The following is a 13,984-nucleotide window of genomic DNA, read 5'->3' on the forward strand; positions in this document are numbered from 1 at the left end:
TCTCACCAATCAGTTGATCAGGTGTTGCCTTATTGGCTAGGTCAATGGCTTTGTAGTCTTCTCGCTTGGTCTCGACATTAGCAGGAGACTCAGTTGGTTTGGGTTCAGGGGGTTTGCTAATCAGATTGCAAGCACTCAGGATTAGGATAATACCTGTAAGCACGGTCAAGGAAAGTTTTTTGTTAAGCATCTCATACCAAGTTTCATTCAATAGGATTCAACCTAACTTGTCGGCTGTTGACAGTCAACCGTCAAGGGTTAAAACTCAATACTCAATACTCAACACTCAACACTTAACAAAAAACATTATCGTCTCAACCCAAGTCCATCTAATTACTGATGGTATTACTAATGGCATTATTTATGGCGCTTGAACACTGACCCTGCACCGATAGCACCCAACATAAACAGACCCAATGCCGAAGTTGGTTCGGGAACTTTCTTAGAACTCTTAGGGGGCTCTGGAAAATTGCGAAACTTGATGCCAGAGACCGCACCACTTCCTGGTAGTTTAATATCTAGCTTGGTCACTGAATACTCAGGAAGATCGCTGAAACGGTAAGTGGATAGGGAGTTGTCTGTGCCAAGTTTTAGTGATTTTTTCACTTTTGTGCCATCCTCCAGAAACGCTTTAACAAATCCCTTTTTATTCTTCGGATTCTCATCAATGTCTAGAAGCTTGACGAAATCGAGAGAAACGGCTTTATCAAAAACAAAGGAAATGATGCCACCGCCAGCCCAGTCATCGGGTGTTTTATTTTTGTTCTCGTTAATGATTAGGACGTTACCCTGTGGCTTTGTCCCAAAGGAAGGTCCCGTGGCTAAGTCAGCGTCTCCACCCGTGCATGTAATCCCAAAATCAGGTCCGCAATTGCTGTTGAATAACCTTAAGGGATGATTAGACCCTGTGTTACTAGTTATATGCACACCCCATTTTTCCCATTGGTTCCCAATATTTGTTTTAGTCCCCGCCTTGAGAACCTTACCAGCATCATCCTTTTCAAAATCAAGTAAATATTCATTAGCTAGAGCGGGATTAGCACCTAATGTTCCCACAGTAATTAAGGCAGCTGTCAGCGTAATTGTTGATAACTTTTTCATGGTTTTTAAACCCCTCAATACTGACTGAATTTTAGCGCTAAAATCGGTTTGCTTATTATCTTTTTTTGATGATTATGATTAACGCTTACTACCTACTATTCAGGCAATATGTATATTATTATAGTTATTTTATGGTTAATTAACCTATACGTTAGGTATAAGTTTCCTTTTTTGGTATAAATTAGTGATTTCTTTAACGTTTGAGTCGGTTAATTAAAGATTCAGTGAAGTGACCTTCATCCGGCGACCAAAATCGATAGTATTTAAGATTATACTAAACTAGCTCTTAGACTGACCCTGTCAGCAGTCAACCGATATGAGCCTGAGCGTGAAGAGCCTTTAGCATGTCTAGCGTTTATCATATTTATGAGGTACATTCACATGTCTTACTCCTACTCTCTACTCTCTACTCCCTACTCCCTGCTCCCTGCTCCCTGCTCCCTGCTCCCTGCTCCCTAGAACCCAGAACGAAAGTATCTCACCTATTTGAGAAATGCGTGTGCAGAGTGATTGATAGCTACCCACTCTCCTAATCCCTAATCCCGAGGAAAAAGAGGATATCCGTATTGTAGAAAACCATCGAAGCCCTCTGGCTCATGGTTTCTTTACACAGTACGATGGCTTTCTGGGGCTTATTCAAGTTACAATGCAAGCTGGCATAATGTTTTTGCTAGCTCACTAGAATTGATTTAGAAGACCACCCCATGATTCACGAAGTTTTCATGCCCGCCCTCAGTTCAACCATGACCGAAGGCAAAATCGTTTCCTGGGAAAAATCTCCGGGAGACAAAGTCGAAAAAGGTGAAACCGTGGTGGTGGTTGAGTCCGATAAAGCTGATATGGACGTTGAGTCCTTCTATGAAGGCTATCTTGCCACAATCACGGTATCAGCTGGTGACTCTGCTCCGGTGGGAGCCCCGATTGCTCTGATTGCGGAAACGGAAGCGGAAATTGAGGCAGCTAAACAACAAGCTGCCCAATCTACACCAGCTACTGACACAGCAACGCCTCAGCAAGCAACGGCCTCAACCCCAGAACCGGTACAGACAGCTCTTGCTGCAGTTGCTGATACTCCCAGCCGCCGTAATGGCCGAATTATTGCTTCTCCCCGGGCTCGTAAACTAGCGAAGGAATTACGGGTTGATCTCAATACCTTGAGAGGAAGTGGTCCCCATGGCAGGATTGTGGCTGAGGATGTGGAAGCAGCAGCAGGTAAAGTGAGTACTCCCCCGGCACCAGCAACCACCACCCCAGCACCACTGCCGACAGCGGCTGTAATGCCCACTCCCACCCCAGCAACTATGCCAGCACCTCTGCCAGCACCTCCTGCAGCTGTACCCCTGGGAGAAGTGGTGCCGTTCAATACCCTCCAAAATGCAGTGGTGCGGAATATGATGGTCAGCCTGCAAGTGCCTACCTTCAGGGTTGGTTACACCATCACTACCGATGAGTTAGATAAGTTATACAAAAAAATCAAGCCTAAGGGTGTTACCATGACCGGGCTGTTGGCTAAGGCAGTAGCGGTTACCTTGCAGAAGCATCCCCTGGTCAATGCTAGTTATACCGAACGGGGAATTCAGTATCACAGTTCCATTAATGTAGCTGTAGCTGTGGCAATGGCTGATGGTGGCTTGATTACCCCAGTATTGCGCCATGCGGAGCAGCTGGATATTTATTCTCTGTCTCGCACTTGGAAAGATTTAGTAGACCGTGCCAGAACTAAGCAGTTGCAGCCAGAGGAATATAATTCCGGTACTTTCACCCTATCCAATTTAGGAATGTTTGGTGTAGACCGGTTTGATGCGATTTTGCCCCCAGGACAGGGTTCTATTTTGGCCATTGGTGCATCCCGTCCTACTGTAGTGGCTACCCCTGACGGCATGATGGGTGTAAAGCGTCAGATGCAAGTCAATATTACCTGTGACCACCGGATTATCTATGGTACTGATGCTGCAGCCTTCTTGCAAGACTTGGCGAAGTTGATTGAAACTGATCCGCAATCGTTAACTCTTTAAGCCATTAATCGTAGGGTGGGCAGTGCCTAGCAACGCCCTTTGCAAGCTTGATTATCTGTCTGGTGCACTGCCCACCCTTTAAGTTGACTATTTAAGTTGACTTTTTAAGTAGGGTGGGCAGTGCCTAGCAACGCCCTTTGCAAGCTTGATTATCTGTCTGGTGCACTGCCCACCCTACATGAACTGCTTGATCACTAAGAGGGGCGCACCGTTGTGCCCCCCTCTCAATAATATTGTTCACTATTTCCCTTAACAGTTAGCTTTTCGCAATTTCCCTCCAGCAGTAAACAAACCAGCCACAGCGATTAGACCAAGCACAGTAGAGGATTCAGGCACATCTTGTGGTTCCGATGAAGACGGTCCTGGAGGAGCGCCAAGGAAGCCCACTTGGTAGGTGGCATTGTGAGATGTACCATCTTCTAGGTTGACTAGCCCAGATGGTGTGGGAACGAAACCGTAAAGGTATTCAGTTTTCCCATTGTATTCAACCTTGACAATTTCACTAGCCCTTATACTAGGTGGTAATGGTACTTGAAAATCAGGCAATAAAAGAGCAATCTTCTGTTCCAACTGATTAAACGTATCTTCGAACGCATCTCGAGCATCAAGGTGACCTGCTAGACCAATGCTAATGTGGCCTGTTGCGTTTTGGTTGACGTAGGAAATATTGGGATCGCTAAATCGTTGCAATCCTCCATTGGCGCGAAATAGATTATCGAAAGTATTAACTACTACATTGTTAACATAAGATCCAAGACCATGTGCAGTGAAGGCATCAGTGATCCACTGCTGAGCTAAGGTTATGCCATCACGATCAAGATCACTGTTCCAGTCAGCTAATGTCAGACTGCTCAAGGTGATGTCCTTACCACCGATGTCACCGGTTAGGCTAGTAACATCAGTATAGGTGGCAAAGTCGCTGTTGCTCAGAGTTTCACTGCTGGCAAATAGCTCTACGTTTCCACCAGGGTCACTAGCGTCACGTTGCAAGATAGTTGACAAAATAGCATTTTGATCTAAATAGGTATTCGTACCGTCAGATGCATACTTGTAGTAGTCACTACCGGTCAGGGTCGCTCCGGTGAGGCTTCCAGCAACAGCTGGGGTAGTGGCGATCGCACTCATACCGGCAATAATTGAGGCCCCGAGCCAAAATTTCATTACTGTGCTTTTCATTGACATGTCTCCCTTCGAGTTTGTTCAGGTTGCTGGCAGGACTTGGTCTCTTTTTTTTAGTATCGGAGTGGGATGTTAGCGATCGCGTTTTTGATGGGGTTTAAGTTATGTTAATCTTTGACATAATCCTGAGTGCGTCAGTTCCTCAGTCATGAATAGGGCAATATAGCGCTACGGGCAAGGGCTTTAGAAATCGCCCCTAACCCCCCGCGCGTAAGGGGGGCGGGCATGAATGCTAAAGTTTACTACAACAGCTTAGGTGCGCTTTCCGGAGAGGAAACCTTGAAGAGGGTCGCCTTATTACAAAAGTTTTAACCAAAGGTGCGCTTTCCGTAGGCGAATTAAATTCGCCACGGGTCGCACCTCTTTTACGTATAGCCAGTAACCCATAAAGGCGACCCTCTTAATGCGGTAACTTCCTTCCCGCATCTAATTATTAAATTCCCCACGGGTCGCACATTTTTCAAGGTGTATCAATGTCAAACACCTTAATGGGTAGTGCTATAAATTTTGATTCTTGTAGCGATTAGCGATTAGCGATCACCCAAGACCTGATCAGATCATTCACCTGTTCTGGTATCTCATCATGGGGACAGTGTCCTGCCTGTAGATAATATTCCGTTAACTGAGGATAATATTCCCTAAACTTTGCTCCTCGTTCTCTGCTCTTGATCCAAGGATCCCCTTCTCCCCATAGCATTAATAATGGACAAGTCATCTGTTCCAGCAGCACATCGACTTTTTCCCCTTGGGGTGACTTGAACACGGAGGCAAATACCTGAGCAGCACCAGGATCACAAGACGGGCGATAAATCTCGTCTACTAACTGTTCCGTTACCGCACTCTGGTCAAGATAAACCTTCTGGAGGGTTTTTCGAATGATTGACGGTCGCCGCAGGTACTGGAATAAGAGGAAACTTGCCCAAGGTTGTAGAAAAATTGATTTGGTTACCTGATTGAGCACTTTTTTAACAGGATTGACCTTAGTGACAGGTTGAGTATCACTAAACGGTCCAGCACTATTGAGCAATACTAAACCTGCGGCGGAGCTAGGACGCTGTGCAGCCACACACAAAGCTGCATAACCCCCCAAGGAGTTTCCAGCTAAGACTACTGGTTGACCAATCACCTCTGTAATAAAATCATCCAACTGGTCTCGCCACAAATTGCCACTGTACTCCCCATCTGGTTTAGCAGAACGTCCAAACCCCAACAAGTCAATCGCCCAAACTTCAAAATCCTGACTCAATTGAGCAATGTTTTTGCGCCAGTGGTCTGTAGATGCCCCAAATCCGTGAATTAGTAGTAACGGTGGGTATCCTGATGGCTTCTGTCCAGCCTGTACATAATATATAGATTCCCCCCGCCACTGCCAGTAAGTTCCAGGGATGGGAGTATTAGAAGGGGTAGCACTTACCTGGGTAATCACGGTAAACTATTAAGTAATGTTAACTTTTTGATCATAGCGCTCCCTGCCAGATGTCTGATGTTAGACTAATGGCAGTATATAATGGAGAGTTTGTGTAAACACCTAAAATAGAGAGGGACAAGCTTTGTCAGTCGAAACCATTGAGAAGCGTTCAACAGTTCGTAAACACGCGCCTCGCTATCGCGTATTGCTCCATAATGATGACTTCAACTCTATGGAGTATGTGGTGAAAACCTTGATGGAAACTGTGGCGAGTCTGACTCAACCTCAAGCAGTCAACATTATGATGGAAGCCCATACATCCGGGCTGGCATTGGTGATTACCTGTGCTCAAGAGCATGCTGAGTTTTATTGCGAAACCCTGAAAAACCGGGGTCTGAGTAGTACAATTGAACCTGACGAATAAGGGGCAATAGGAGAGATTCTTCCCTTTCCAAATCTTGAAATTATAAAACGTTTTACACCCAGGCTGGCTAGATTATCCCTATACCCAGCACCATTCAGGTTGGGGATGTTTATACTAGCTTTGCTGTTGCTTTGGTTACCCATAGCAGCACCAATATACTTAATTGGTAGCGACCCAAACTCAGTGACAATCCTGACTATGGGGCTAATGTTCGGGGTATTTCTGTACTTAGTCCGAGTTTGGGGAAGGAAGGTTTATCGCCAGCCAGGACTGTTAAAAAAATATGGTTTGCGCCTAACAGCCCAAAACGCTCTTGAGTTAATCAGAGGACTAGGTCTAGGTCTGTTAATGACTCTTAGTATGTTTGGATTACAAGGGTGGCTGGGTTGGGTAGCATTCCAAACCCCTGCACTGCCATGGTCAAGGCTGATTGTAGAGGGATTAATCAGTGCTTTGGCCATAGGCTTCGCTGAAGAATTGGTGTTTCGGGGTTGGTTGCTTGATGAGTTGCAACGGGATTATAGTTTTAACACATCACAGTGGATTGGTGCGATCGCATTTGCGCTGCTGCATTTCCTTAAACCCATCCCAGAGATGATTCGCGGCTTACCGAGATTTCCCAGTTTATTGCTGCTAGGGTTAATCCTGATTTGGGCCAAGGGATCAACTCAAGGAAGGCTAGGTTTATCGATTGGTCTCCATGCTGGCTTAGTTTGGGGTTATTATATTATTGATGTTGGGCAATTAGTAGTCTATTCAGGCAAGGTTGCTCCCTGGATTACTGGCATTAATCGCGATCCTACTGCTGGAATAATGGGATTGCTATTTCTTGGTTTAGTTGCTTGGTTGATGAAGCGCAATCATAACAGTGATTAGTCATATAGCAATTTTTATACTCATGAGGTACAAATTTATCGCTTTTAGGGAGCAGGGAACAGGGAGCAGGGAGCAGGGAGCAGGGAAGAGGCAAAAGGCAAAAGGCAAGAGGCAAGAGGCAAGAGGCAAGAGGTTAAAAATATAGTTTACCTCATAGCTATGATAAACACTATAACTAGTGATTAGTAGTGATTAGTAATTACTAATTAGTGATTGGTATTGATAGTTTATTTAACTCAAAATATAGCAATTATCTGTCTTGATGCAGTCGCTCATGGGGGAAACCCCCAAGACCGCGCTGCATCGCTATGCCATGAGGTACAAATGGATCCCCCTAAATCCCCCTTATCAAGGGGGACTTTGAGCTTGAGAAGCGTACCTCTTACCTCTTACCTTCCCCTCTTGGGAGGGGTTAGGGGTGGGTGCCTCTTACCTCTTACCTCTTCCTGCTCCCTGCTCCCTGCTCCCTAAAAACCAGAAATTTGTACCTCACAAGTCGTAGAATTGCTATAAATAGCAATAGCGAATCAAGCTATTGTTTTGATATAGCAGTTCTCATATTAATGAGGTAGACAAACCTATTTCCAGATCCGCTGTTCCCTTTGGTATAGCAAAAATCCCTGGCCTTGTGTACCTCCCCTATGATGGAAGCAAAACAATTCCGAGCATAGGAGATAGCGGGTGAGTTTGGCAAGAATTTGGGCGATCGCAGCTAATGGTTTTCGGGAAGTGATACGCGATCGCGTTTTATATCTGATCGGCTTTTTTGCCCTAGCCCTAGGCATAGCCCTGAGGCTGTTACCTGAGGTAGCAGCAACCACACAAGACAAAATTTTTCTGGATTTGGGTCTAGCGGCGATGGGTATCCTGGGTGTAATTGTGGCGGTATTTGTTGGTACGGGATTGATTAACAAGGAAATCGAAAAGCGTACTGTCTTAGTGTTAATTCCCAAGCCCCTAAGCCGCGCTGAATTTATCATTGGCAAACACTTAGGGTTATCGGGTGTATTGGCTGTGCTGGTTGTGGCTATGACCGCCATTTATCTGCTGGGCTTACGTGTCTCTAGTATTGAATACCCTGTGGTTAGCATCCTGGTTTCGGTGGTTTACCAATTTCTAGAACTGTCTCTAATCACAGCAGTAGCGCTGATGTTTGGTGTCTTTACTAGTTCACTCCTAGCAACCTTACTGACCTTTGGGGTTTATATGATGGGACACTTGAGCCGTGATTTAGTGGAGTTAAGCAAGTTGAGCGAAAACCCTGGCATTGAGCGGATGACTGAAACCCTATACTTGGTTATCCCGGATTTATCACGGCTCAATTTAAAGAATGATGCAGTGTATGGTGTCTTACCTCCGTTCCCAGAACTATTTTTAAATGGAATTTATGGATTACTTTACATCGTGCTGCTGTTAGCGATCGCTATCCTAATCTTCTGGCAACGGGAGTTTTGATTTATAGCGCTACGCTTAGCGTCAGAAGTCAGAAGTCAGAAGTCAGAAGTCAGAAGTCAGAAGTCAGAAGTCAGAAGTCAGAAGCATAATTTTTTTTTCCCTGTTCCCAGATCCGCTGTTCCCAACAACTACCACAAAGTCTAATTATTACAAATGGGGCATGATAGTAAATGGGGATAATGCTAAAAATAGGGAAAATTATTTATCAAAACCATGCTAGAGCAGAAACTCAAGCAATTAAAAACTATATTTGCTGAGATGGAACGGGCTTTGATTGCCTATTCTGGGGGAGTTGATAGCACCCTAGTTGCTAAAATTGCTTACGATGTTTTAAGCGATCGCGCTTTAGCCGTCACTGCTGAATCCCCCTCACTATTACCAGAAGAATTAGAAGACGCTCGCATCCAAGCCGCTACCATTGGCATTACCCATGAGGTTGTCCAAACCCATGAGATGGAGAATCCTAATTATACTTCTAACCCGGTCAATCGCTGTTATTTTTGCAAAAGTGAACTCCACGACACTCTCAAACCTCTAGCCCTAGAACGAGGCTATCCTTATGTAGTCGATGGGGTGAATGGGGATGATTTAAGGGACTATCGTCCAGGGATTCAGGCGGCCAAGGAACGAGGTGCGCGATCGCCTTTAGCGGAAGTGGGGGTAACTAAGGCGGAAGTGCGCCAACTCTCGAAACAATTAGGACTGCCCTGGTGGGATAAACCTGCCCAACCTTGTCTGAGTTCTCGCTTTCCCTATGGGGAAATGATTACAGTGGCTAAGTTACAACGGGTAGGACGAGCAGAGATCTATTTACGGAAGTTAGGTTTCTCCAATTTGAGGGTTCGTTCAGAAGGAGATACCGCACGGATTGAGTTACTACCGGAAGAGATTAAGGAATTTGTGGTAACCACAGATTTACCGAAGTTAGTGGCAGAGTTTCAGGAGTTGGGTTTTGTCTATGTGACCTTGGATTTAGAAGGATATCGCAGTGGCAAATTGAATCAAGTTTTGAGTCAGGATGTGATTAGTATGAAAGCTTTATAGCAAGTCTTATACCCATGAGGTACAAATTTTTAGGTTTTAGGTTTTAGGTTTTAGGTTTTAGGGAGCAGGGAGCAGGGAGCAGGGAATAGGGAAGAGGAACCCACCCCTAACCCCTCCCAGGAGGGGAAGTGGGAAGAGGGAAAAAATAATGTGTACCTCATAGCTATGATAAACGCTATATAAGTTTGGCTTTTTGTAAGCATTCAGCGATTAGCTCTCAGCTCTCAGCTCTCAGCTCTCAGCTCTCAGCTCTCAGCCAAAGGCTGAGAGGATATCTCCCAAGTTTTTTGATACTGAATTTTGCCCCCCTAGCCCCCCAGCGAGCAATCCCTCGCTGGGGGTTGGGGGGCTATAAAGACTGCTGTCTTCAGGCTAATATTTCTAAATGTTAAATTGGCCAGCGGTATCAAAATTGGGGGACCAACGGGGGCTTGAATGTAGCAAATGAGACTTCTCAGACAACCTCTGACTACTGACTGCTGACTGCTGACTACTGACTGCTGAATGCCTCACGGGGTGACAAGCGCTCTTTAAAATCTTACAGGGGTTAGGTTAATGGGGTTAGGTGAAGCGCGAACATCGTCATGGCGTAGTAGTTGATTAAAACTATCTATGCAGTTGGATTGGTGAAAATTGCTTCAACTGCTGGAAAATACAACAACACGAGTCGCGCTCATTAAACCCAAAACCTAAAACCTAAAACCTAAAACCTGCCTAGCTTTGAGCTTTGTTGTCACCCCTTGATACTGAATGCTTACCATTTTGAGCCCGACCTATTCCTGATACACAAACCGAACTTTCTGGACTCCTTCTATCATTTGTAAGCCAAATTGAGCAGACGTAAACTGATCTAATTCTAAATAGTCATTCATTTGTTGAGCTAATTCTTCTAAGTTAATCACTCCTTTCTCTTCATTCTGCCAAGGTATCGGTGAAATTAAAAATTCATCCATAAGTTCGCCATTCTCATTCCGTAAGTTTTTTGACCATTCGGGAGATTCTACTATAGGCGCATCTAAACCAAAGTGCATAGACTCCGGTTCGAGGTGAATATCAACGGTTTTTACTTCTCCTTGAAACAAACAAATTAACACATCTTCAGCTAAGGTTTCCATTCGTAATAACGGTAAAATATTGGCCTCTGTTTCATCTATAGAATCTACATCTGCCACGGGTGTATCGTAACCATCCACAAGTAAACCAGGCCATCCAGAAACGACTTTTGAACGCATAATAATTCCGGTAATTCTCCGGTCTTGATTAAGATTAAAATCCCGATTAGAACGAATTTGCCGGTCATCGACTACATCTGCACCTGTAACTCTGCCAATACTAAAAGCACCATCTTGTAAGCAGTCTATCCATAGCGGATCGACCCAGAAAAAACGAATTGATTCTGGTGGTAGTAAACGTTCATCGGGCACTAAATAATTAAAGGGTATTCCTTTTAATAACTCTACTCCATTAAACCATTCTTTTAAGTTCGGGGGAATAAAGTTAATGGGTTTATCCACTCGTCGGGAAATTAGGGGCAAATTTGATACCAGTTGTTCTAAGGCTTTCAAGTTTTGGGAATGTTGTCGTTTCCAGTTATATAATTCTATCGCTAACCGTTGATTTTCTAACATTAACATTCGTCCTAATTGCCAAGCAGCAGCATAGGATATATCAAACATGGCAATTTCAGAATCATAACGTAATAATTCGTCTGCTGCCTTGACAGGAAATTGATCATAAGTTTCTGTGTTATAACCCGTATTTAAAGGACCACGATACCAAGAAATTGTTTTACTTCCTTTTCGCAGACCATGAGGTACAGTTATATAACCCTTTGCTAAGTAGTCTTCTGCTTGGGGATTATTACTTTCAGGTAGTCTTGGAGTACAAGGTTGACGGTTGAGTCTTTGTAATAATTGAGTAAAACTCTGATTCGGATCGACACAAGAAAAACTCCAACTTGCTAAACTCACAAACCGGATTAAATTGTCATCTCCTGCCCCTATAAAATTAAAACCATCGTCGGTATAGCGTCCTTCTATGGAAACTAAATGAACAATACTCAGACCATCCGGTTCGGGGAGACGATTAGAAATAATGGTGGCATATTCATTACGAAAAGGTAGAAATTCTTGTTCTAGGATGGGATCGGATGATGATGCTTTCCGCACATGAGCAAGATAAGCTAAGTCATCATGAGTGGGTAAACTATCTTTTACATATTTCTTTTTCACGTCAATGACGGTTACTAAATCTTCTCTTTTTTGTCCGAGTTGAAGTTCCGTATCTGTAGGAAAAAAGATGTTGTCTTCTCCGTCTAGTAATTGCCCAAGGGTAATAGTTTTGGGTTTGGGTTTATCTGCCTCATCTTCAAAATCTGAATCCCGAAATAAAAGCAAAATTAACCAAGGGAGATTTTCATCTTCTAATCCAGGATAACGTTCCCAAGGTAGGGTACTTCTTTTGACTGTAATATGAGGCAGAACGTTAGAATGATCTCCTAAACTTTCTGAGGGAGGAAAAACTGCATAAATCGAGTTAGGAGAGAGGGGTTCAAAACGTTCTCCTTGTACAGTAAACGTGAGTTCCCGCCCATAAGTTTTCAGGTCAGTGTGATTTTCGTTATAAGCGAGAGTTTGCTCAACTTTGAGGTGGTAGTCTCCACTTTCTAATGCAGGTTGATGGAATTGAATAAATTGAACTTGGTCTTTTTCTTTAGATATCATGGTAATTACTTTTTTGATGATAATTATTGTTTAATTGTGAAATCTAGATGTTGATGTTCATATTCATGTGGAACAGGCTATAACTCAGATCTTGCACCTACCCCATAAACCTCTGGTGAAATAGGGCAAAGGGAATAATATTTGATATTAACGCTATCGAAATTGATTTTTTAACCTTTATCTATTAAGTATTATTGTACTGGTGCAAGATATCAGTATAAGCCTGTTTTTTTGAGAGGGAACAGCCCAGAGGGCTATTCCACAGGATTATTCTAGATTAGATGTGGGATAGCCCTCTGGGCTGTCTAATAACATATCCATAAGGGAGCGATCGCTTTACCCTACGCAAATTTAGTGGGCTGCTGGATGTCGTTGCCTCAACTAAACCTACCTACAACCTAACAGTTTCAAATTATGTCTTGATGATATATTTGAGTGCATAGTAAGGAGGTCGGTTTTCGTGATATTCATTGCAACCTACTGATTGAATAGGATAAGCCATGAATAGATTTATCTCATCAGGACTATCATCTGTCTTTGAATTAGAAGTATGTAACCCCTTTCTTACAAGATACTTATAGTAGCTGTCGTATTCATGATTATGGCTTGGCATTTCATCGATTGTTAACTGATGTTTTTCTTCTCCGCCTGTCTCATGAAGTTGGTAGCTGTAGCTATTAAAACTTCCCGAACCAATGATAAATCTTCCTTGTAAATTTGGAACTGTACTCTTGTTAAGCACGTTGTATAATTCTGAATACTGAGTTGTGTTAAATGAACTACCATCGCACCAAAGCCATCCATCGGGGGGATCATCCTTGCCAGCATAAGCAACAATTGTTCCTACAGGAATTACAAATCCGGTTTTATCCTTGATACGTCCATTCACCTCTAACTTCGCTGATGGAGAAGTAGTGCCAATCCCTAGCTTAGAGTCAATGTAAGCATCACCGCTGACATCTAAGTCACTAGTAATTTTAGCATCACCTCTGACATCCAATCTAGCGTTTGGATAATTAGTACCAATCCCTAAATAACCCCAATCATTAATCGACATCTGACAACTTGCAGTACCTAGATCTAGTTCTCCTGTACCAGGAGTACCTCCTTTATACCAAGCAAAGTTCTGATTGCTGTGGAAGAAAACTGTATCTTTTTGGAATCCAATTCCATTACTTGAACCAGATAAATTAATCTTTTGTTGATAATCTTGATGAAAATCCAGCTTCGTATCAATCTTTACACTCTCATTATAAACCAAGGGAGCTTTTTAAATTTGACAGGTAAATTTTCCATCCTTGTAATCTTTAACCCTTTTATAATATAAGTAGAGGTTTGCTTGCCCTGTGGGATGATTTGTAACAATGTTTTTTAAATTGATTAACATTGTTTCTTGAGGAGCTAATATCACATCTGCTGCATTGTTAGGGATAAAACTCCATTGTATTGCTTTAGTTATCGATTCTACTACTATCGTTTGCTGACTTTTGTATTCCCATTTATCCCCTTCAATCTCAACTGAAATATCATTCAGTTTATCTTCAGTTGCCAATGCCCAAGGAGCATCTTCTACAGTTCCCACTTCTAACATCACTATTAATTCAGAGGAAAGCGTGACATCATGATCGTATAGGGGGCGACCGATGAAGGCGCTCAAAGGAGTGAGGATTCCGTAATCCTCCAAAAAGGCTAGGGTTCGAGCCTAGTTCCCACCCGAAGGGGCGTAATAAGATGGGTAACATCGGTTTTTTACACTACT

The 13,984-nt window shown here is 43.4% G+C and carries 13 protein-coding genes; 5 read left to right on the forward strand and 8 right to left on the reverse strand.

What is annotated here, in order from left to right:
- The coding region (locus F6J99_RS30455; RefSeq protein WP_293118529.1) for a hypothetical protein at positions 1-211 on the reverse strand (211 nt) is incomplete at its 3' end.
- 146 nt (positions 212-357) lie between these two features.
- Positions 358-1,101 carry a PEP-CTERM sorting domain-containing protein gene (locus F6J99_RS30460; RefSeq protein WP_293118531.1) on the reverse strand — a complete coding sequence of 248 codons (744 nt, stop codon included), beginning with the start codon at positions 1,099-1,101 and terminating at the stop codon, positions 358-360.
- Positions 1,102-1,805: 704 nt separating this feature from the next.
- Between F6J99_RS30460 and F6J99_RS30465 the strand changes: the two genes are divergently transcribed.
- A complete protein-coding gene (locus F6J99_RS30465; protein WP_293118532.1) occupies positions 1,806-3,116 on the forward strand; it encodes a dihydrolipoamide acetyltransferase family protein in 1,311 nt (436 codons plus the stop codon).
- 249 nt (positions 3,117-3,365) lie between these two features.
- Here the strand turns inward: F6J99_RS30465 and F6J99_RS30470 are convergent, their stop codons facing one another.
- Complete coding sequence (locus tag F6J99_RS30470; protein WP_293118534.1) at positions 3,366-4,292, reverse strand: NF038130 family PEP-CTERM protein; 927 nt, start codon at positions 4,290-4,292, stop codon at positions 3,366-3,368.
- Positions 4,293-4,818: 526 nt separating this feature from the next.
- On the reverse strand, positions 4,819-5,721 hold the full coding sequence (locus F6J99_RS30475; protein ID WP_293118536.1) for an alpha/beta fold hydrolase: 903 nt from the start codon (positions 5,719-5,721) through the stop codon (positions 4,819-4,821).
- Between the two features lie 124 nt (positions 5,722-5,845).
- On the opposite strand from F6J99_RS30475, the gene clpS reads away from it, so the two are divergent.
- Positions 5,846-6,127: an ATP-dependent Clp protease adapter ClpS gene (clpS, locus tag F6J99_RS30480; protein ID WP_070391454.1), complete on the forward strand. Its 282-nt coding sequence runs from the start codon at positions 5,846-5,848 to the stop codon at positions 6,125-6,127.
- Positions 6,128-6,232: 105 nt separating this feature from the next.
- Positions 6,233-7,003, forward strand: coding sequence for a CPBP family intramembrane glutamic endopeptidase (locus F6J99_RS30485; RefSeq protein ID WP_293118538.1), 771 nt, complete (start codon positions 6,233-6,235; stop codon positions 7,001-7,003).
- Here F6J99_RS30485 and F6J99_RS30490 read toward each other — a convergent pair whose 3' ends face one another.
- Positions 7,004-7,132 carry a hypothetical protein gene (locus tag F6J99_RS30490; protein WP_293118540.1) on the reverse strand — a complete coding sequence of 43 codons (129 nt, stop codon included), beginning with the start codon at positions 7,130-7,132 and terminating at the stop codon, positions 7,004-7,006.
- A 552-nt stretch (positions 7,133-7,684) separates the two neighbouring features.
- Here F6J99_RS30490 and F6J99_RS30495 point away from each other — a divergent pair.
- Together F6J99_RS30495 and larE are read left to right on the forward strand one after the other, a co-directional pair.
- The gene (locus F6J99_RS30495) at positions 7,685-8,458 is read left to right on the forward strand and encodes an ABC transporter permease (protein ID WP_293118542.1); all 774 of its coding nucleotides are present in this window, start codon (positions 7,685-7,687) and stop codon (positions 8,456-8,458) included.
- 213 nt (positions 8,459-8,671) lie between these two features.
- Positions 8,672-9,502, forward strand: a complete 831-nt coding sequence (larE, locus tag F6J99_RS30500; RefSeq protein WP_293118544.1) for an ATP-dependent sacrificial sulfur transferase LarE — start codon at positions 8,672-8,674, stop codon at positions 9,500-9,502.
- A 773-nt stretch (positions 9,503-10,275) separates the two neighbouring features.
- Here larE and F6J99_RS30505 read toward each other — a convergent pair.
- From F6J99_RS30505 to F6J99_RS30515, 3 genes are all read right to left on the reverse strand, one after another.
- Positions 10,276-12,225, reverse strand: a complete 1,950-nt coding sequence (locus F6J99_RS30505) for a hypothetical protein (RefSeq protein WP_293118546.1) — start codon at positions 12,223-12,225, stop codon at positions 10,276-10,278.
- A 412-nt stretch (positions 12,226-12,637) separates the two neighbouring features.
- A complete protein-coding gene (locus F6J99_RS30510; RefSeq protein WP_293118548.1) occupies positions 12,638-13,486 on the reverse strand; it encodes a tail fiber protein in 849 nt (282 codons plus the stop codon).
- A gap of 9 nt (positions 13,487-13,495) precedes the next feature.
- A complete protein-coding gene (locus F6J99_RS30515) occupies positions 13,496-13,816 on the reverse strand; it encodes a hypothetical protein (RefSeq protein ID WP_293118550.1) in 321 nt (106 codons plus the stop codon).
- Positions 13,817-13,984: the final 168 nt, after the last annotated feature.

This window comes from Moorena sp. SIO4G3 (assembly GCF_010692305.1).
In the GTDB taxonomy this organism is placed as follows: Bacteria; Cyanobacteriota; Cyanobacteriia; order Cyanobacteriales; family Coleofasciculaceae; genus Moorena; species Moorena producens_A.